Origin of the sequence: Acidovorax sp. 1608163, from assembly GCF_003669015.1 — a bacterium.
Classification (GTDB): domain Bacteria; phylum Pseudomonadota; class Gammaproteobacteria; order Burkholderiales; family Burkholderiaceae_C; genus Acidovorax.
Window position 1 is genome coordinate 1,511,435 of the sequence record NZ_CP033069.1, and the last position, 19,425, is coordinate 1,530,859.

A 19,425-nucleotide genomic window follows, 5' to 3' on the forward strand; every position below is an offset into this window, starting at 1 on the left:
CCGCACCATGGGTTCCACCACACCTTCTCTACCTTCTGTCTCTGCCAGTGCTGCGCCCGCGTCGCTGTCCCCCTCCCGCCGCGCCTGGCTGCGCTTCAAGCGCAACCGGCAGGGCTACTGGAGCCTGTGGCTGTTTTGCGCCCTGGTGCTGGTCAGCCTGTGTGCCGAGCTGGTCAGCAACGACAAGCCGCTCATCGTGCGCTACGAGGGGCAGACCTACTTCCCCATGCTCAAGGACTACCCCGAGAAGACCTTTGGCGGCGACTTTGAGACCCCCACGGATTACCTGGACCCTTTTATCAAAGAGCGCCTCTCCGCAGGTAGCAACTGGGCGCTGTACACCCTGAACCCCTACGGCCCCAACACGCTCAACTACTTTGCCAAGTCACCCAACCCGTCGGCCCCCACGGCCGACAACTGGCTGGGCACGGACGACCGGGGGCGTGACTTGCTGGCGCAGCTGCTCTACGGCTTTCGGGTCAGTGTGCTGTTTGGCCTGGCGCTCACGGCCACCGGGGTGGTGCTGGGCATGGTCACGGGCGCCATCCAGGGCTTTTTTGGGGGCAAGACGGACCTGGCCTTTCAGCGCTTCATTGAAATCTGGGGCTCCATGCCCGAGCTGTATTTGCTCATCATCTTCAGCGCCGTGTTTGCCCCCAGCATTGCGTTGCTGCTGATTTTGCTGAGCCTGTTTGGCTGGATGGGCCTGTCGGACTATGTGCGTGCCGAGTTCCTGCGCAACCGCCAGCTTGACTACGTGAAGGCCGCACGCGCCCTCGGCGTGAGCAACCTGCAAATCATCTGGCGCCACATCCTGCCCAACAGCCTCACGCCGGTGGTCACCTTCTTGCCGTTTCGCATGAGCGGGGCCATCCTCGCGCTCACCTCGCTGGATTTTCTGGGCCTGGGCGTGCCGCCCGGCACACCCAGCTTGGGCGAGCTGCTGAGCCAGGGCAAGAACAGCATTGATGCGTGGTGGATTTCGCTGTCTACCTTTGCGGTGTTGGTGGTGACCCTGCTGCTTTTGACATTCATGGGCGATGCCCTGCGCGATGCGCTCGACCCACGAAAGGCTGACCAGTGATGCCACAGCCTGTGAATACACCCCTGCTGCAGGTCGCGGACCTGCGCGTTCGCTTTGGCACCAAAGAGGTGGTGCGTGGCGTGAACTTTGACATCGCCCCCGGTGAAAAGCTGGCGCTGGTGGGCGAGTCTGGCTCGGGCAAGACCATCACCGCTTTGAGCTTGCTGCGTTTGGCAGGCGATGCAGCAGTCTCGGGCCAGACATCGTTTGCCGGGCGCGACTTGCTGGCCCTGACCGAGCGTGAGATGCGCGGCGTGCGCGGGGGGATGTGGCGATGGTCTTTCAGGAGCCCATGACGGCCCTCAACCCGCTGATGACCATTGGCCAGCAGATTGCCGAGATTTTGTTGCTCAAAAAGGGCCTGACGGGCGCGCAATGTGCGCAAGCAGCTATTGAATTGCTAGCAAAAACCGGCATCCCTGAGCCCGCGCGCCGCGCCAACAGCTTTCCGCACCAGCTCTCGGGTGGCCAGCGCCAGCGCGCCATGATCGCCATGGCCCTGGCCAGCAGCCCCAAACTGTTGCTGGCCGACGAGCCCACCACCGCGCTCGACGTGACGCTGCGCGGCCAGATTCTGGACCTGCTCTCTGAGCTGCAGCGCCAGACCGGCATGGCCGTGCTGCTCATCACGCACGACCTGAACCTGGTGCGCCGCTTTGCCGACCGCATTGCCGTGATGGAGCAGGGGGTGCTGGTAGAGCAGGGCGCGGTGGCCGAGGTGTTTGCCAACCCGCAGCATGCCTACACCCGCCGCCTGCTGGCCAGCCAGCCACGGCGCGATGTGGTCGAGGCGGACCCGCCCGCAGGCACGCCGCCCGTGGTGCAGGCGCGCCAGCTGCGCGTGACCTACCCCACGCCCCTGCCCGGCGTGCGGGGCTGGTTCAAAAAGGGCGAGTTTGTGGCTGTGCAGGGGGCTGATTTGCAACTGCTGCCTGGGCAAACACTGGGGGTGGTGGGCGAATCAGGCTCGGGCAAGTCCACCCTGGCGCAGGCCATTTTGGGGCTGCTGCCGTCGGGGGGCGATTTGCAGGTCAACGGCCAGGCGTGGCAGCAGCCCGCCACGCGCAACACCCCGGCCAACCAGGCCTTGCGCCGGCGGGTGCAAGTGGTGTTTCAAGACCCGTTTTCGTCGCTCTCGCCACGCATGACGGTGGAAGAAATCGTGGGCGAGGGCCTATGGGTGCACGAGCCTGCGATGGAGGTGGCCGAGCGCCGCCGCCGCGTGGAAACAGCCCTGGCCGAGGTGGGCCTGACCGAGGCGCAATTCCCCGGCTTGCTGGCGCGCTACCCGCACGAATTTTCAGGCGGCCAGCGCCAGCGGCTGGCGGTGGCCCGAGCCCTCATCGTGCAGCCCCAGGTGCTGGTGCTCGATGAGCCCACCAGCGCGCTCGATGTGACCATCCAGCAGCAGGTGCTGGCCTTGCTGCAGCGCCTGCAGCGTGAAAAGGGCTTGAGCTACCTGCTCATCACGCACGATGTGGAGGTGATCCGCGCCATGGCGCACGACGTGCTGGTGATGAAAGACGGCGCCATCGTGGAGTGCGGGACGGTCGATGCCGTGCTGAACCAACCGGAACACCCCTACACGCAAAAGCTCGTGGCTGCAGCCACGATGGTCGCTTCGAAAACGTAGTTCGCGGCAAGCGGTCGGGCGGCGGTCAGGCGAAGGTGTCTACGTTGTCGCCCAGGCCGGGTGTGCGTTGGCGGCCGGGCGTGGCGCTGTTGTTTTGCTTGGCCTGGGTTTCAGCGGCTTTTTGTGCCTTGGCAAGCTCGGCCTGCTTTTGCTTTTCAATCTGCTCTTGCTGGTTCTGGCGCTGAATGGCTGCAATTTGCGCCTGCACCATCTGGATCTGCGCTTGCAGGGCCTCTACCTTTTGCTTTTTGGCCTTGGCGTCCAGGTCAGAGGTGGCCACGCCTTTGAGTTCGTCGGTCAACTGGCGCAGTTGCTTTTGCAGCTTGGCGATTTCGCTGGAGGACTGGGCGCCCGATGCGCTGCTGGTGGAGGAGGCGCTAGAGACTTGCATGCCTGGGTTATCGGCATATTTGCGCAAAACTGAACGGGCCTCAATGCATTCTTAAGACTGGGCGTGTAGCCTGTGGTGCTTCACGGAATTTGAATCACCGCCCATGAACTTCAACGAACTTGACGACAGCGAAGACACCCAGCACACGCCCCAAGAGCGCGCCGCTGCCGCCTCGCGCAGCACCTGGGTCAGCGTGGTGGTCAACCTGGTGCTCAGTACCGTGCAGATCGTGGTGGGCGTGCTGTCCAAATCGCAGGGCTTGATTGCCGACGGCATCCACTCGTTGTCCGATCTGGTGGCTGATTTTGTGGTGCTGTTTGCCAACCACCACTCGCAAAAAGACGCCGACGAAGACCACCCCTATGGTCACCAGCGGTTTGAGACCGCAGCCTCGTTGGTGCTGGGCTTGCTGCTGCTGGCCGTGGGTGTGGGCATGGTGTGGTCGGCCGTGCTGAAGCTGGAGAACCCCGACACCGTGCCCCAGGTGCACGCCGTGGCCCTGTGGGTGGCGGGCGGTGCCTTGCTGGGCAAGGAGCTGCTGTTTCGCTACATGCTGGCCGTGGCCAAACGGGTCAAGTCCAGCATGCTGGTGGCCAACGCGTGGCATGCGCGGTCGGATGCTGCCTCATCGCTCGTGGTGGGCGTGGGCATTGCGGGCAACCTGGCGGGCTACCCCATCCTCGACCCGATTGCGGCCTTGATCGTGGGCTTCATGGTGGGCAAGATGGGCTGGGAGTTTGGCTGGGACGCCATGCACGACCTGATGGACCGCGCGGTGGACGAGCAAGAGGTGCAGGCCATTCGCCAGACCCTGCTGGACACCCCCGGCGTGGCAGGCGTGCACGATGTGCGCACGCGCAAAATGGGCGACATGGTGGTGGTGGACGCCCACCTGGAGGTAGACGCCCGCATCACCGTGGAGGCCGGGCACGACATTGCCGTGCTGGCGCGCCAGCGCGTCATGCAGCGCCACCGGGTGCTCAACCTCATGACGCATGTGGACCCTTGGCGCAAACCCGATCTGGACCACACGCTCAAGCCATAGGGATGCCCTGCATGACTCCCTGCGGTCTGTGGCAGTGCTGCTTCGGGCGGTTCGCTGCGTTGCTTTTCTTGCCAATAGCCCGGCTATTGGCTGCCAAAAAGCGCCTTGCGACCCATCCCGATCCGCACTACCACCGCCTCGCGAGGGCTATGCAGGACACTAGGCCCAGACGTTCTTTGAACAGGTTCTCAAACCCTGCCCAACGCGCATTGCCAGCCACGGCCATGCGTGGGTGATCACTCCATGGTGCGAAAGGTATCGGCATGAACCATCCCGCAGGCCCGTCAGGTAAGCCTGGCCAGGGGCCAGACAGCGCCCCCGCCACAGCCACGCAAACGGGTGCGCGGGCCATCGCAGCGGCCGGGGCCGAGCACCGGCGTTACCACTCGCAGCATGCGCATCTGGCCCCTACGTTTGGGGCCGACCAGTTTGCCCTGCGGGCCGAGGCTTTTGCCCGATTTTTTGGAACCCCGTTGTTCCTGGGCGCGCAGACCGTGGTGGTGGCCGTGTGGATCATCGTCAACTCTGCGGGGTGGCTGCACTTTGATGTGTACCCCTTCATTTTGTTGAACCTGGCTTTCAGCCTGCAGGCGGCCTATGCTGCGCCCTTGATCTTGCTGGCCCAAACCCGGCAGGCCGCCCGCGACAAAATGCACGCCGAGGCCGATGCCCAGCACCGCGAGGCCCTGGCCGTGGCCAACGAACAGCGCCAGTTGATCGCTGCGCAAAACGCCACCCAGATGCTGGAGCTGCTAGAGCAAAACACCCGCCTGACCGAGCTGACCAAGCAGCTGACGGAACGCATTGAGGCACTTACCGTCGAGATGCACGAGCGCATTCGCCACGGCCTGCCTCCGTCAGAGGCGCAGCCACTGGGCACCAGCGCGCAAACTCACGCCCAGACACCGCCGTAAAGTGCATTGCGCAGGTTCTTGGATACACCCCGACACGCCATGCCCACACACTCTCACGAACCGCTTCAAAGCCCCAGCGCAACGCTGGCCCCCAGCGTGGTGGCCGATTTGCCGCCGTGGGCTGCGAAGCTCATCGAGCGCATGAGGATGGAGGGCACGCCCACCGCGCCCGCACAGCCCCTCGCGCTGCTGCACCTGGGGGCACACACCGCGCAGGTGTGCTTGTGGAGCCCTGCTGAGGCACGCCCAGCGCACCTGTTGGTGTTGCCCTTGGGGATGGAGGCCACGGCGCAGCGCTTTTTTCGTGCTGCCATTCCTTCGCCGCTGGATCTGGAGACAGCCATCGCCCATGTGGAAGACGAGGTGTACCTTGCGCACCAGCAGTACCAGCCTTGGGCCGATGCGGCCCAGACGGTTGGTGGGCCTGTGGCGTGGTGGAGTGCCGACGAGGCTTTGGCCGAACTGGCTGGGCTTGCTGGTGTGCCCGCCGCCGCCGACCAGGTGCTGGCACTGGACGCCATGGAGCGGTTGTTCCAGCGCCTCACCTACGTTGCCCAGGGTCGGCCTGCCGCCAGCGAAGGCCTGCCCGAGCGAGCATCGTTTTTCGCCGCCTTGTTGCTGCTGCGCGAGCTGATGCACCACATGCCGTTTCACACGCTGCATGTGGCAGGGCACCCCACGCCATCACCCTGACGGTGGTGTATCTGCCTCTGGGGGCGGAGGAGGGTGTTGCGGGCAAACCAGGTGCCCAAAAAATCCACCAGCGCCCGCGTCTTGGCCGACAGGTCGCTGCGCGTGGGGTACACCAGCATCACATCGGCCGGTGGCAACTGCCAGGCGGGCAGCACGGCGATGAGCTGCCCTGTGGCCAAGTGCGGGGCCACGTCCCATTCTGAGCGCAGCAACACCCCCCGGCCATCCAGCGCCCAGGTGGTGGCGGCGCCGCCATCGTTGGTGCTGAGCATGCCGCGCACCTTCACCGTTTCTTGCCGCGGGCCCTGGCTCAGGTGCCAGGTGCCGTAGGTCTCGTCGCTTTCGCGGATCACGATGCACTGGTGGCCAAGTAGGTCGGCGGGTTGCTGCGGTGTGCCGGCGCGGGCCAGGTAGCTGGGGGCGGCGCACAGCACGCGCCGGTTGGCCCGCAGGCGGCGCGCGGTCAGGCGCGAATCGGGCAAATCGCCAAAGCGCACGGCAGCGTCAAAGCCTTGCTCCACCAGGTTGATGGGGCGGTCGGTCAGGTGCAGTTGCACCTCCACCTCAGGGTAGGCCTGGGCAAAGGCCGACAGGGCAGGGGCCAGGTGCACACGGCCAAAGCCCAGCGTGGCAGCCAGTTTGATGAGGCCCCGTGGCGTGCTGCGGGCGCCTGCCACGGTGCGCTCCAGCGCATCAAGGTCGGCCAGGATGCGGGTGCCTTCGAGCAGGTAACTCTCGCCCTCTGGCGTAAGTGCCATGCGCCGCGTGGTGCGGTGCAGCAGGCGTACGCCCAACCGGTGCTCCAGCTGCGCCAGGCGCCGGCTGGCCGCAGGCGGGGTGATGCCCATTTGCTGCGCGGCGGCAGCGAGGCTGCCTTCTTTCATCAGCAAGGCAAAAAAGCGCAGGTCTGAAAACGCGTCCATGGGGTGGGGTGATTAATGCTTTTGATTTACGAATGAAGTGATTTTGAATGACTTTATGCCGATGCAATGCACTCATAAGATGCCCAGACCCAACAAAAAGACCTGCAGGAGACAAACCCATGAACGCATCCTTCCGCCGCTGCCCTGTACCTGTGCTGGCGCGCCGCACCCTGGTGACCGCCGCCTTGGCTTTGGGGGCCGCTGCAGGCGCCTGGGCGCAGGCCTATCCCGCCCGCGCCGTCAAGCTCGTGGTGCCTTACGCGCCCGGTGGCAGTGCCGACATTGCCGCGCGGCTGGTGACGGACGAATGGGGCAAGGCCCTGGGCGCCTCGCTGTTCATCGAGAACAAGGGCGGTGCGGGCGGCAACATTGGTGTGGACATGGTGGCCAAGGCGCCGCCAGACGGCTACACCATCGGCTTGCAAACGGTGTCGTTGGCCATCAACCCCAGCCTCACGGCCAAGATGCCCTATGACACTTTGAAGGACCTGGCGCCCATTGGCATGGTGGCCAGCTCGCAGCATGTGCTGGTGGTTCACAACGCCTTGCCAGCGAAAAATCTCAAGGAGCTCATCGCACTGCTCAAGGCCAAGCCGGGGCAATATTCCTATGGCTCGGCCGGGGCGGGCAGCACCTTTCACATGTCGGCCGAGCTGTTCAAGGCCGTGGCAGGCACGCCCATCGTGCACATCCCCTACCGCGGCGGCGGCCCGGCCATGATCGACACCATGTCAGGCCAGGTGGCGATGAGCTTTCCTGTGCTGTCGGCCGCGCAACCGCATGTGCAGGCGGGCAAGCTGCGCGCCTTGGGCGTCACGGGCACGAAGCGCTCGCCCCTGATGCCTGAGGTGCCCACCATCGCGGAGGCAGGCCTGCCGGGCTACGCCTTCGAAACCTGGTTCATCGTCTTCGCACCCGCTGGCACGCCCCGGCCCATCATCGACAAGCTCAACACCACACTCAACCAGGCGCTGGGCACCCCCGCCTTGAAGGAGCGCATGGCCAAAGATGGATTCGATCCCATCCCCTCCACCCCCGAGCAGGCCCGCGCCCGGCTGGAGCAGGAAATGCCCCAGTGGGCCAAACTGATCAAAGAGCGCGGCATCACCGCCGAGTGAGCGGGCTCGCCTTCCACATTGCCTCACAACCATGACCACCGCTCCGCTTTTCCCCGGCTTCACTCCCCACCGCGTGTCCACGCCCGATGGCCAACACATCCATGCACTTGTCGGTGGCTCGGGCCCACCCTTGCTGCTGCTGCACGGGCACCCGCAGACTTCGGCCATCTGGCACAAGGTGGCACCCGTGCTGGCGCAGCACTTCACGCTGGTGCTGGCGGACCTGCGCGGGTACGGAGACTCGGCGAAGCCGGAGGGCGACGCGGAGCACCTGCTCTACAGCAAACGCACCATGGCCGCCGACATGCTGGCTGTGATGCAGCACCTGGGCCACCCGCGCTTTGCCGTGCTGGCCCACGACCGAGGCGCCCGCGTGGCCCACCGCCTGGCGGCCGACCACCCGGATGCCGTGCAGCGCATGGTGCTGCTGGACATTGCGCCCACGCTGGCCATGTACGAGCAAACCAGCAATGCCTTCGCCCGCGCCTACTGGCACTGGTTCTTTTTGATCCAGCCCGCGCCGCTGCCCGAGCGCCTGATCGAGGCCGACCCTGCCGCCTACCTGCGCGACGTGATGGGTCGGCGCAGCGCAGGTCTGGCACCGTTCGACCCCCGGGCCCTGGCCGAGTACGTGCGCTGCCTGACCTTGCCTGGCACGGCCCACGGCATCTGCGAGGACTACCGCGCCGCCGCAGGCATCGACCTGGTGCACGACCGCGCCGACCGTGATGCGGGCCGCCAGCTGGCCATGCCGCTGCTGGCTTTGTGGGGCGAGCAGGGCGTGGTGCACCAGTGCTTTGAGCCGCTCAAGGAGTGGCAGCGCGTGGCGGCCGACGTGCGCGGTCATGCGCTGCCCTGCGGCCACTACATCGCCGAAGAAGCGCCCGATGCGCTGCTCGGCGCAGCCCTGCCTTTCCTGCTCGCAGGCCAGTAATTCATTCCCCCACACCCACCACGATGACCATGACCACGCCCGCAACGCTTTACCAGAAGCTGGTGGCATCGCACACCGTGGCCGTTCTGGACGAACAGAACGTGCTGCTCTTTTGCGACCTGCACCTGATGAACGAATACACCAGCCCCCAGGCCTTCGCGGGCCTGCACGAGGCGGGGCGCGGCGTGCCCGTGCCGGGGCAGAACGTGGCGGTGGTGAGCCACATCATCCCCACGCACCCGGTGCGCCACCGGGTCATTCAAGACCCGCCTTCGGCCCTGCAGGCCCGCAACCTCAAGGCCAACTGCGACCGCCACGGCATCCCGCTGTTCGACACCAACGACCCGCTGCAGGGCATTGAGCACGTGATTGCGCCCGAGCACGGCATGGTGCGCCCGGGCATGGTCATCATCTGCGGCGACAGCCACACCACCACCTATGGCGCCCTGGGCGCGCTGGGCTTTGGCATCGGCACGTCCGAGGTCGAGCACGTGCTGGCCACGCAGACCCTGGTCTACCGCCGGGCCCTGGACATGCGCATCCGCGTGGACGGCAGCCTGCCCAGGGGCACCACCGCCAAGGACCTGATCCTTCTCATCATCAGCCGCATCGGCGCGCAGGGCGCGCGCGGCTTCGTCGTCGAGTTCTGCGGCAGCGCCATCAGCGCCCTGTCGGTCGAGGCGCGCTTCACGCTGTGCAACATGGCCGTGGAAGCCGGTGCGCGTGGCGCCTTGATTGCCCCCGACGCCACCGCCATCGACTACGTGCTGGCCAAGGCCCCCGACGTCACCGGCAGCGTGCGCATGCAGGCCCTGGCCCACTGGGCCACGCTGCGCAGCGACGAGGGCGCAGTGTTTGACGTGGAGCATGTGTTTGATGCGGCCGAAGTGGCCCCCTTCGTCACCTGGGGCACCAGCCCCGACCAGGCCATGGCCATCCACGCCACCGTGCCCCGGCCCGAAGACATGGCCGACGCCGTGCAGCGCAGCAGCGCCGAGCAGGCCCTGCGCTACACCGCGCTGGCGGCAGGCCAGCCGCTGGTGGGCGTGCCGGTGCAGCATGTGTTCATCGGCTCGTGCACCAACGCGCGCATCGAGGATCTGCGTGAGGTAGACCGTATCGTTGGCAGTCGCCGCGTGGCCCACGGCGTGCGCGCCATGGTCGTGCCCGGCTCGGGCGCAGTGAAGGCCCAGGCCGAGGCCGAGGGCATTGCCGCGCGCCTGGTGGCCGCAGGCTTTGAATGGCGCCAGCCCGGCTGCTCCATGTGCCTGGCCATGAACGACGATGTGCTGGCCCCCGGCCAGCGCTGCGCATCCACCACCAACCGCAACTTTGAAGGCCGCCAGGGCCGCGGCGCTATCACCCACCTGATGAGCCCGGCCATGGCCGCCGCAGCCGCCGTCACCGGCTGCATCACCGACGTCCGCAGCCTGGAGACCGCCGCATGACCACCGACAAAAACACTGCCGACCACCGCGTGATTCACGGCCAAGCCGCCGTGCTGGCCACGCCCAACCTCGACACCGACCAGATCATGCCCAAGCAGTTCCTGCGGGGCATCGACAAGGCGGGGCTGGCGCCCGGCCTGCTGTACGACCTGCGCTTTGATGAGGGCGGGCAGCCCCGCGCAGACTTTGTGTTGAACCAACCCGCCTTTGCTGGCGTGGATGTGCTCATTGCGGGCTCTAACTACGGCTGCGGCTCCAGCCGCGAGCACGCCGTGTGGGGCATGCAGCAATACGGGTTCAAGGCGGTGGTGGCGTCCAGCTTTGGCGAGATTTTTTACTCCAACGCCCTCAACAACCGGCTGCTGCTGGCCATGGTGGACGAGGCCGATGTGCAGGCCTTCATGGCAGAGGCCGCCGCGCTGCCTGGCCCGCTGCCGCTCACCATCGACGTGTCGCAGCGCATGGTGCGCAGCCCGGGGCACAGCGCCGGTTTTGTGCTGTCTGACCGGCACCAGCGCATGTTTGTGCAGGGGCTCGATGTGATCGGCGCCTCGCTGACTTACGCCGAACACATCCGTGCATTTGCAGACCGGCACTGGGCCGCCCAACCCTGGGTGCGCGATGTGGCCCGGCGCACCCGGGATCGACTGGTGGGTTAGCCCCGCCACCGCTGCCCGGCAGTGCCCGTGCAGCGCCTTACTTGGCTGCCGCAGGCTTGGCTTCTGCCAGGGCCGCCTGGGTCTTTTTGTGGACTTCCATCACCGTGGCAAAGTCACGCTCGAAGTTGATGGGCAGCATGGTGTCGTTGCCCGGCAGCAGCTGCTTGAGCTTGGGCGAGAAGCTGTAGGCGTACGAGCATTTCTGCACGCGGTTTTGCACATCGGGCGAGGCGGTCTTGCCCAGTGTCCAGGTCTCGGTCATGAAGGGCGCGCTTTCCCACAGGGTGCGAATGCTCGATCCCTTCACATCGCCCTTGAGCACCATGCGCTGGTACAGGTCGCTGGCCACGGCGGCTGCGGGGTAAAAGCCGTGCATCACGCCCGTCACCGACCGCTCGTGCCCGTTGGAGAACACCACCTCGTAGTTTTTGTCCGGCACCAGCCCAATGGCCGGGAACAGCGCACGCGGCGCCAGGTTGCCCGAGTTGGAGGTGGGCGTGGAGTGGGCAATCTTCTTGCCGATCAGGTCCTTGGGCTCCTTGAAGGGGCTGTCCACCCGCGCAATCAGGATCAGGTGGTACGAGTTGCGCTTGCCCGATGCCTTGTTGCCCGGCACGGCAAACGGCGTGGGCTGGCCCGCTGCCACCAGTTGCGGCACCAGGCCGGGGTTGACCTGGGCCAGTTGCACCTTGCCTGACGTGATGCCTTCGATCAGCTCTTTTTCGCCCAGCAGGTCGATGTTGGAGCTGCGCTCCAGCGACTCGCCTTGCTGGTTCTGCAAATCCAGGTTGCCGCAGCGTGCCAGGTGGTTGAAGTAGTCGCCCCACAGCAGCATGGTTTCGGCCTTGGCGTAGGTCTTGGGCATGGCCACCACCAGCTTTTCGCGGGGGCTGTTGGCAAAGTTGGGGGCCGGGCTGGCGGCAGCGGCGCGGGCCTGGGCTGCTGCGTTGTTGTTCTGTGCTGTGGCAGTGCCGAGCACCGCAGTTGTGCCTGCCAAAAGCACCACCCAGCGTGCATCACGTCGCATTGGTTTTTCCTCCATGAGTTTTTGCGGCTTGGACGGATGGTGCCAAGCCGGCAAAGTATGCAGGAGGATTGTTGCCTAAACGTAAATTTTGTGACTTTTGTGTGACGGTACTGCGACACAGCTGGGCCGGTGCAGGCCTGCAACAGACCTGTACTGGGCCTGTACTGGGCCTGTACTGGGGCCGTCCGGCGGTGCTTCAGCGCTTCTTTTTCTTGTGGCTCGGGTGCGGCGCCACCTTGGCGGGGGCGCCCAGGGCGGCACGCGCCAGGGTGTCGGCGGCGCTGTTGCGGTGGCGCGGAATCCACTGCAGCTGCACGCTGTCAAAGCGTGCCAGCCAGGCGCGTGCGCTGTCAAACAGTTCGGCCAACCGGGCAATGGGCGCGGGCGCACGCTGATCGGCTTGCGGCGGCTGCAATTGTTCGATGAGGAGGGTGCTGTCGCTGTGCACCGCCACGGCCCGCGCACCCAGCGTGTGGGCGTGCTGCAGCGCAGCGATCAGGGCGCGCAGCTCGGCCTCGTTGTTGCAGCCCACCAGGCTGCTGGTGAGCGACAGGCTGTGCTGCTGCCCGTCGGGGGCCAGCAGGGTGGCTCCCAGCCCCATGCGGCCGGGGTTGGGGATGGCGCTGCCATCGCAGTGAATGACCCAGAGCCCTGGCGGCGCAGGCTGCGCCACGGGCAAAGTGGGGTGCTGGGCCATGCAGGCGTGAAGGCGATTGCGCCGGGCCGGGTCAGCGGTAAAACGCTTCGACCGTGCCCTTGAGCTTGATCATCACGGGCTGGCCCTTGCGGTCCACCGTCTTGCCTGAAGGCACTTTGACCCAGCCTTCGCTGATGCAGTATTCCTGCACATCAAAACGCTCTTTGCTATTGAAGCGGATGCCGATGTCGTGTTCGAACACGGCGGCGTTGTGGTGGGGGCTGCGCGGGTCGGACGAGAGGTGGTCGGGCAGGGCGGGGGCTGCGGTCGCTTCGGTCATGGGGGCGGGATGGAGAGAAATGCTAAGGGGCGAGATTTTCGCGGATTTGCGGGCCGGTGTGCGGGGCTTGCCTTGCCAGTCTGCGGGGTTTCCGGCCTTTGGGTGGGGGCGAGGTGGGGCGCACGGGCTGTCTGTGTCGCTTATTTTTGAGTAAAAATGGCTTGCAGCGCTTGATGGATAATCGCTAGCAGCTATTGATTTAATAGCGTTTTCGTTGCGTTCCCTGATTCAAGCCAGCCGGGGCTTGCGCGCCACCACCCACTCGTACAGCGACTGCGCGGCGGCCGACAGGCTTTGGTCGCGCCGCCGCACCAGGTAAATCTGCCGCTGCAGACCGGGCAACGGCAAAGGGCGCGTGACCACCCCCGGCTGCTGAAAGTGAAACAGCGTGAGCGCGGGCACCACGCTGATGCCCAGGCCCGCCCGCACCATGCCGGTGACGGTGGCCAGTTGCTCCACCTCCATCAAGGTGTGCATGCTCTGGGGGTGAAAGGCGGCCTCCAGGTACTGGCGCACGCTGCTGTTGCGCGCCAGGTGGATGAAGGGGTAGGTGGCCAGGTCGGCCACGGCCAGCGGCTTTTTGCGCCGCGCCAGCGGGTGGGCGTCGGGGCACACCAGGTAAAAGGCATCGCTGCAAAACGGCTCGGCCTGCAGCGCGGGCGTGTCGGCGCGGATGGCGGCCAGGGCAAAGTCGGCCGTGCCACTGGCCACGCGGTCAATGCAGGGCTCAGACAACACATCGGCAATGTCCACCGCAATGCCGGGGTGGGCCTGCTGGTAGCTGGCCAGCACCTGCGGCAGCCAGCCCGCCGCCAGCGAAGGCAGCAGCGCCACGGCCACGCGGCCGCGTTGCAGGGTCACGGCATCGCGCAGGGCCGCTACGGCGGCGCGCATCTCGGCGCGAATGCGGTGGGCTGATTCGAGAAAGTTCACCCCCTCGGGCGTCAGGTCCACATGCCGGGTGCTGCGGTCAAACAGGCGCGCGCCCAGCTCGTCCTCCAGCGCCTTGATCAGCGCGCTGAACGCGGGCTGTGACAGGTGGCATTGCACGGCAGCGCGGGTAAAGCTGCGGTGCTCGGCCAGCGCCACAAAGGCATCGAGCTGGCGGGTGGAGAGGGCGGGGTTCTCATTCATTTGTTTTGTGGATGGATTGATTGCAACAATCGATTTCACAGAATAGCGCAGCCTGCGTACATTGCACCGCAGGAGACAGCAAACGATGTCACAACACATCCCCCACCTGCGCATTGGCTGCGCGGCAGGCTTTTCGGGTGACCGCACCGATGCCGCTGCGCCCGTGGTGCAGGCCCTCATCGCCAGCGGCCAACCCGCTGTGCTGATTTTTGAAACCCTGGCCGAGCGCACCCTGGCGCTGGCCCAGCTGGCACGCCGCACCCAGCCCGATGCGGGCTACGAACCCCTGCTGGTGGACTTGCTGCAGCCGGTGCTGGCCGATTGCCTGGCGCACGGCGTGCGCATCGTCAGCAACTTTGGCGCTGCCAACCCAGCCGGGGCCGCCCGCCGCATCCACCAGCTGGCGGCCGAGTTGGGCCTGCGCGCCCCGCGCATTGCCGTGGTGCGTGGCGATGACCTGAGTGGCCCCCACCACCGTGCCTTGCTCGAACGTGCCCTGGGCCCTGCGATGCCCACCGAGCCCATCGTCAGCGCCAACGCCTACATCGGCGCACAGGCCATTGCCGATGCGCTGCGCGCTGGGGCTGACATCGTGGTGTGCGGCCGCGTGGCCGACCCATCGCTGGTGCTGGGCCCGGCCATGGCGCATTACGGCTGGGCGGCAGACGACTGGGACCGCCTGGCCCGCGCCACCATGGCGGGCCATCTGCTGGAATGCGGCGCGCAAGTCACCGGCGGCTACTTTGCCGACCCTGGCTACAAAGACGTGCCCGGCCTGGCCACGCTGGGCTACCCGATTGCCGAGATCGACCCCGACGGCCACTGCACCATCACCAAGCCCACTGGCACGGGCGGCTGCATCAACGAGCGCACGGTGAAAGAGCAGCTGCTGTACGAACTGCACGACCCCGCCGCCTACCTCACGCCCGATGTGGTGGCCGACATCACCACCGCGCAAGTGCTGCCCGTGGGGCCCGATGCGGTGCGGCTGGAAGGTGTGCGCGGCCACCCGCAGCCGCCCACGCTCAAAGTGAATGTGTGCTTTGAATCCGGCTGGTTTGCCGAAGGCGAAATCTCTTATGCAGGCCCGCGCGCCGAAGCCCGCGCCCGCCTGGCAGGCCAGGTGCTGCGCGAGCGGCTGCAGGGCCTGGGCCCCGTGCGTGTGGATTTGATTGGCGTGACCAGCGTGCTGGGCGACGACGCCAGCACCTGGCTGGATGCGCCTGCTGCGGGCCTGGACGAAGCCCGCGATGTGCGCCTGCGCGTAGCCTTGCAGCACCGCGACCACGCCAGCGCCCAGCGCCTGGTGCGCGAGGTGACGGCTCTGTACACCTGCGGCCCTGCGGGCGGCGGTGGCGTGCGCACCGCCATGCGCCCGCGCCTGGGCACCGTGTCGTGCCTGGTGCCGCGCAGTGCCGTGGTTACCGGCTATCAGATGTGGAATGAAGGAGGCCTGCAATGACCGAAACGCGCACTGCCGAGGCCGCCCCCATGCTCACCGTGCCCCTCTACCGCCTGGCCCACAGCCGCACGGGCGACAAGGGCAACCGCTCCAACCTCAGCGTCATTGCCTGGCACCCCGCGCTGTGGGATGTGCTGGTGCAGCAAGTGACGGAAGAGGCCGTGGCCCGCCACTTTGCGGCCCGCCAACCCAGCCGCGTGGCCCGCTACCTGCTGCCCCAGTTGCACGCCATGAACCTGGTGCTGGACGACGTGCTGGACGGCGGCGTGAACGACGCCCTCAACCTGGACAGCCACGGCAAGACGCTGAGCTACTGGCTGCTGTCGTTGCCGGTGCAGGTGCCCGCTGCGCTGCGCCAGCACCTAGCCGGGCCTGCGACGTGATGCCCCCCGTTTTCGTTTGACATGACCCATAGAACAGAAGGAGACAACATGCCCGCTAACCGCTTTGCCTTGAACCGACGCCACGCTCTGACAGCCGCCGCCGGTGCCCTGATGGCCTTGTCCATCGCCGCACCCGCTGCCGCGCAAACCTTTCCGGCCAAGACCATCACCTTCGTGGTGCCCTTTGCTGCGGGCAGCGCCACCGACCAGCTGGCCCGTGCCGTGGGCCAGTCCATCACCAACGACACCAAGCAGGCCGTGGTGGTGGACAACAAGGCCGGTGCCAGCGGCATGATTGCCGCCGCCGCGGTGGCCAAGGCCGCGCCCGATGGCTACACCATCCTCATCACCACCAACACCACGCACGCCGCCAACGAGCACCTGTACAAAAAGCTCTCGTACGACCCGGTGAAAGACTTCGCCCCCATCTCCGGCCTGGGCAAGGGCGGGCAGGTGCTGGTGGTCAACCCCGCATCGCCGCACAAGAGCGTGGGCGACCTGGTGGCCTTTGCCAAGAAGAACCCCGGCAAGCTCACCTTTGGTAGCGGCAGTGCATCGAGCCGTGTGGCGGGCGAAATGTTCAAGCAGCTTGCGGGCGTGGACATCCTGCATGTGCCGTACAAGAGCAACCCCTTTGCCATCACCGACTTGCTGGCCGGGCAGATCGACTTGATGATCACCGACACCTCCACCGGCATGCCGCAAATCAGCGCGGGCAAGCTGCGGGCGCTGGGCTACTCCACCCAAAAGCGCAGCCCCCAGCTGCCTGAGGTGCCCACCATCGACGAGGCAGGCGTCAAGGGCTACGACATGGGCTACTGGTTTGCCGCCTACGCCCCCGCAGGCACGCCCGCTGCCGTGGTCACCCGCCTCAATGAGCTGATGCAGAACGCCACCAAGAGCGCCACGGCCAAGTCGTTCTTCGACATGTCTGGCTCCGAGGCCTGGACCACCACCCCAGCCGACCTGGCCAAGTTCCAGGCCGCCGAGACCCTCAAGTGGGGCAAGGTGATCAAAGCCGCCGGTATCGAGGCGGAATAAGTCCAAGGCCTGAGGCAACCTCCTCAGGCCTTTTTTTTCTACAGCTGCGCTACACCACCGGCCCGCCCGCCGGTGTGGGCGGAGCTTTGCCCGCAGGCCATTACCGCGCCCTGCGCAACCCCAACGTGAGCGATGAGCAGCGCAACAGACGCTGCCGCTTTTGCGTAGAGAGAACTCGCCCTTGCGGCGATATCCATCCAACCCTAGGAGACAACATGAAGCAACTTCATGCATTCGGCAAACTGGCCCTCACGGCCGCTGCTGCAGCCGCCCTGGCTGCGTGCGGCGGAAGCGATTCCACCCCCACCAAAGCCCCAGCGTTCAAGCTGGAGGTCACATCCACCGAGGCCTTCCCCGGCACCTACGGCGACGTGGGCGAGTACGAAACCGTCAAAGGCACGCTCAGCGGCGAGGTGGACCCGGCCGACCCCAAGAACGCCGTGATTCAAGACCTGGCCCTGGCCCCCACCAATGCCAATGGCATGGTCGAGTACAAGGCCGAGTTCGTCATGCTCAAGCCCAAGAACATGGCCAAGGCCAGCGGCGTGTTGCGCTACGACGCACCCAATCGCGGCAACATCCTCACCCTGCTCAACCCCACGGCCACGCCCAGCGATGCGGTGTACCTGGAGCGTGGCTACGTGATGCTGTACTCGGCCTGGCAGGGCGATGTGCCCAAGAGCAGCGCTGCGCGCCTGACGGTGACGGTGCCCGTGGCCAAGAACAAGGACGGCAGCAGCATCACCGGCCCTTACCGTGCCGAGCTGGTGCCCACCGTGGCCAGTGCCGCGATGGCGCTGCCCGGCGGCGTGTTCAACGGCACGATGATTCCGTACGAACCCGCCAGCCTGGACAACACACAGCCCGGCTATTCACTCACCCGCCGCGCCAACGAGACGGATGCGCGCGTCACCATTGCGGCTGCCGACTGGAAGTTCGCCACCTGTGACACGGTCACCAACGCCTTCCCCGGCACGGCCAGCCCCACCAGCGTGTGCCTCAAAGGCGGGTTTGACCCAGCGTATCTGTACGAACTGGTCTACGTCGCCAAGGACCCCAAGGTCATGGGCGTAGGCCTGGCCGCTTTGCGCGACACGGTCAGCTTCTTCCGCAGCAAGGCGGCCGATTCCAATGGCACTCCCAACCCGTTGGCGGGCCGCATCCAGTACACGCTGGGGCAGGGCACCTCGCAGTCGGGCAACGCGATGAAGACCTTCCTGCACCTGGGCTTCAACCAGGCGCTCGATGGTGGCAAGGTGTTCGACGGCATGTACGCCCACGTGGCGGCGCGCCAGACCAACATCAACACCCGCTTTGCCGTGCCCGGTGGTGGCGGGGGCCTGCGCACCGACCACACCGCCTTCGGCCAGACGGCACCGCGTGGACTGGACAAGGACTACGCAGACGACATCAGCGGCCGCCAGGGCGGCGTGATGAAGCGCTGCGCCGCCACCAACACCTGCCCCAAGTTCTTCCTGGGCCTGTCGGGCACCGAGTTCTGGCAACTGCAGGGCTCGCCCGTGCTGACCGACGCCAACGGCACCAAAGACCTGGCCCAGCCCGACAACGCACGCATCTACTACTACGCCAGCACCCAGCACGGTGGGGCAGGGGGCACGGCCAGCATTGCCTATGCGCCCACCCGCGCCACCTACCCCACGGGCACCGTGGTGCACTTCAACGACACCTTCCGTGCGCTGTTCTTGAACCTGGAAGACTGGGTGGTGCGCGGCACGCTGCCGCCCGCCAGCCAGGTGCCCAAGCTGGCCGACGGCACGCTGGTGCGGCCCGAGGCACTGGCCTTCCCGGCCATGAAGGGGCTGACCTGGGCCGTGGGCGGCGTGCAGACGGCGATCCCGGACTTCAGCTACCGGGGCCTGTACAACAACTTCCCGCTGTTTGACTTTGGCCCGCAATACGTCCCGCAGGACGAAGCAGGCATTGCCACCGTGCTGCCCCCGCGCAACCTGGGCCGCGACTACGCCATCCTCGTGCCGCAAGTCGATGCCTCCACAGGCTTGACCCGTGCAGGCATCCGCAGCGTGGAGGCGCGTGCGCCGCTGGGCACCAGCATCGAGTTCAACTACGTGGCCACGCCCGGCATCACCGACCTGGCCAACCTCACGGGCAGCTTCATCCCCTTCCACAAGACGCGCACCGCGCGGCTCGCGGCGGGCGATGCACGGCCCTCGCTGGAAGAGCTGTATGGCACGCAAGACGGCTACGTAACGGCCGTGACCGCCGCCGCCAACGCGCTGGTGGCCCAGCGCCTGCTGCTGCAGCGTGATGCGGACTTGCAGATTGCGCGGGCCAAGGCGACGGTGGTGCTGCCGTAGTCAGCGCAGGGGGGCGCCTGCCTGTTGGAGAGGAGGCTGCGCTGCCTTGGGTTTTTGATTGGACAAGGCTCTCGCGCTTGATGGTAAAGCGCTGATAGCTATCAAATAAATAGCTACTGCACAGCGCATGCATCGCCAGGGCCCGTCCATGCCCTGGCTGGTTCTCTCTCTGCAACGATGCCAGCGGCCACTCTCGGTGGCCGCTGCGCGCCGCGCAAGCACC

18 protein-coding genes and 1 pseudogene are annotated in these 19,425 nt (G+C 66.3%); 13 read left to right on the forward strand and 6 right to left on the reverse strand.

Translation table 11 applies throughout. The features are described 5' to 3' along the window. Nucleotides 1-7: 7 nt before the first annotated feature. Entirely contained in the window at nucleotides 8-1,084 is a 1,077-nt protein-coding gene (locus EAG14_RS06760) for an ABC transporter permease (RefSeq protein WP_121730339.1), read from the forward strand. Then, a pseudogene (locus EAG14_RS06765) lies at nucleotides 1,084-2,717 on the forward strand (ABC transporter ATP-binding protein). The gene EAG14_RS06760 and the pseudogene EAG14_RS06765 overlap by 1 nt, the downstream one beginning before the upstream one ends. Before the next feature lie 25 nt (nucleotides 2,718-2,742). Here EAG14_RS06765 and EAG14_RS06770 read toward each other — a convergent pair. Next, nucleotides 2,743-3,108 (reverse strand): FlxA-like family protein, encoded by a 366-nt coding sequence (locus EAG14_RS06770; RefSeq protein ID WP_121728425.1) that lies wholly within the window; start codon nucleotides 3,106-3,108, stop codon nucleotides 2,743-2,745. A 103-nt stretch (nucleotides 3,109-3,211) separates the two neighbouring features. Here EAG14_RS06770 and EAG14_RS06775 point away from each other — a divergent pair, with 103 nt between their 5' ends. The 3 genes from EAG14_RS06775 to EAG14_RS06785 all read left to right on the forward strand — a co-directional run bounded on the left by EAG14_RS06775 (nucleotide 3,212) and on the right by EAG14_RS06785 (nucleotide 5,760). Next, nucleotides 3,212-4,153: a cation diffusion facilitator family transporter gene (locus tag EAG14_RS06775; protein ID WP_099656044.1), complete on the forward strand. Its 942-nt coding sequence runs from the start codon at nucleotides 3,212-3,214 to the stop codon at nucleotides 4,151-4,153. Between the two features lie 263 nt (nucleotides 4,154-4,416). Beyond that, complete coding sequence (locus tag EAG14_RS06780; RefSeq protein WP_121728426.1) at nucleotides 4,417-5,067, forward strand: DUF1003 domain-containing protein; 651 nt, start codon at nucleotides 4,417-4,419, stop codon at nucleotides 5,065-5,067. A gap of 39 nt (nucleotides 5,068-5,106) precedes the next feature. Then, on the forward strand, nucleotides 5,107-5,760 hold the full coding sequence (locus EAG14_RS06785; protein WP_121728427.1) for a hypothetical protein: 654 nt from the start codon (nucleotides 5,107-5,109) through the stop codon (nucleotides 5,758-5,760). Here EAG14_RS06785 and EAG14_RS06790 read toward each other — a convergent pair. Then, nucleotides 5,718-6,683: a LysR family transcriptional regulator gene (locus EAG14_RS06790; RefSeq protein ID WP_121728428.1), complete on the reverse strand. Its 966-nt coding sequence runs from the start codon at nucleotides 6,681-6,683 to the stop codon at nucleotides 5,718-5,720. The two genes, EAG14_RS06785 and EAG14_RS06790, sit on opposite strands and share 43 nt — an antisense overlap. A 119-nt stretch (nucleotides 6,684-6,802) precedes the next feature. Between EAG14_RS06790 and EAG14_RS06795 the strand changes: the two genes are divergently transcribed. From EAG14_RS06795 to leuD, 4 genes are read left to right on the forward strand one after another with little or no spacing between them, the layout of a single operon-like run. Beyond that, a complete protein-coding gene (locus tag EAG14_RS06795) occupies nucleotides 6,803-7,801 on the forward strand; it encodes a tripartite tricarboxylate transporter substrate binding protein (RefSeq protein WP_240456958.1) in 999 nt (332 codons plus the stop codon). Between the two features lie 31 nt (nucleotides 7,802-7,832). Beyond that, nucleotides 7,833-8,735 (forward strand): alpha/beta fold hydrolase, encoded by a 903-nt coding sequence (locus EAG14_RS06800; protein ID WP_121728430.1) that lies wholly within the window; start codon nucleotides 7,833-7,835, stop codon nucleotides 8,733-8,735. Between the two features lie 29 nt (nucleotides 8,736-8,764). Beyond that, on the forward strand, nucleotides 8,765-10,183 hold the full coding sequence (gene leuC, locus EAG14_RS06805) for a 3-isopropylmalate dehydratase large subunit (RefSeq protein ID WP_121730340.1): 1,419 nt from the start codon (nucleotides 8,765-8,767) through the stop codon (nucleotides 10,181-10,183). Further along, complete coding sequence (gene leuD, locus EAG14_RS06810; protein ID WP_205603503.1) at nucleotides 10,180-10,842, forward strand: 3-isopropylmalate dehydratase small subunit; 663 nt, start codon at nucleotides 10,180-10,182, stop codon at nucleotides 10,840-10,842. Before leuC ends, leuD begins: the two co-directional genes overlap by 4 nt. Nucleotides 10,843-10,879: 37 nt before the next feature. Here leuD and EAG14_RS06815 read toward each other — a convergent pair whose 3' ends face one another. From EAG14_RS06815 to EAG14_RS06830, 4 genes are all read right to left on the reverse strand, one after another. Beyond that, nucleotides 10,880-11,869, reverse strand: a complete 990-nt coding sequence (locus EAG14_RS06815) for a PhnD/SsuA/transferrin family substrate-binding protein (RefSeq protein WP_240456959.1) — start codon at nucleotides 11,867-11,869, stop codon at nucleotides 10,880-10,882. Between the two features lie 196 nt (nucleotides 11,870-12,065). Beyond that, nucleotides 12,066-12,566 (reverse strand): ribonuclease HI family protein, encoded by a 501-nt coding sequence (locus EAG14_RS06820; RefSeq protein ID WP_121728432.1) that lies wholly within the window; start codon nucleotides 12,564-12,566, stop codon nucleotides 12,066-12,068. Between the two features lie 31 nt (nucleotides 12,567-12,597). Beyond that, a complete protein-coding gene (locus EAG14_RS06825) occupies nucleotides 12,598-12,846 on the reverse strand; it encodes a DUF3297 family protein (protein ID WP_121728433.1) in 249 nt (82 codons plus the stop codon). Between the two features lie 228 nt (nucleotides 12,847-13,074). Next, nucleotides 13,075-13,980: a LysR family transcriptional regulator gene (locus tag EAG14_RS06830; RefSeq protein ID WP_121728434.1), complete on the reverse strand. Its 906-nt coding sequence runs from the start codon at nucleotides 13,978-13,980 to the stop codon at nucleotides 13,075-13,077. 85 nt (nucleotides 13,981-14,065) lie between these two features. Between EAG14_RS06830 and EAG14_RS06835 the strand changes: the two genes are divergently transcribed. The 4 genes from EAG14_RS06835 to EAG14_RS06850 all read left to right on the forward strand — a co-directional run bounded on the left by EAG14_RS06835 (nucleotide 14,066) and on the right by EAG14_RS06850 (nucleotide 19,202). Continuing rightward, on the forward strand, nucleotides 14,066-15,442 hold the full coding sequence (locus EAG14_RS06835) for an acyclic terpene utilization AtuA family protein (protein ID WP_121728435.1): 1,377 nt from the start codon (nucleotides 14,066-14,068) through the stop codon (nucleotides 15,440-15,442). Continuing rightward, nucleotides 15,439-15,825, forward strand: a complete 387-nt coding sequence (locus EAG14_RS06840) for a hypothetical protein (protein WP_240456960.1) — start codon at nucleotides 15,439-15,441, stop codon at nucleotides 15,823-15,825. The genes EAG14_RS06835 and EAG14_RS06840 overlap by 4 nt, the downstream gene beginning before the upstream one ends. 48 nt (nucleotides 15,826-15,873) lie before the next feature. Then, nucleotides 15,874-16,866 (forward strand): tripartite tricarboxylate transporter substrate binding protein, encoded by a 993-nt coding sequence (locus tag EAG14_RS06845; RefSeq protein ID WP_121728436.1) that lies wholly within the window; start codon nucleotides 15,874-15,876, stop codon nucleotides 16,864-16,866. 215 nt (nucleotides 16,867-17,081) lie between these two features. Further along, nucleotides 17,082-19,202 carry an alpha/beta hydrolase domain-containing protein gene (locus EAG14_RS06850; protein ID WP_121728437.1) on the forward strand — a complete coding sequence of 707 codons (2,121 nt, stop codon included), beginning with the start codon at nucleotides 17,082-17,084 and terminating at the stop codon, nucleotides 19,200-19,202. Nucleotides 19,203-19,425: the final 223 nt, after the last annotated feature.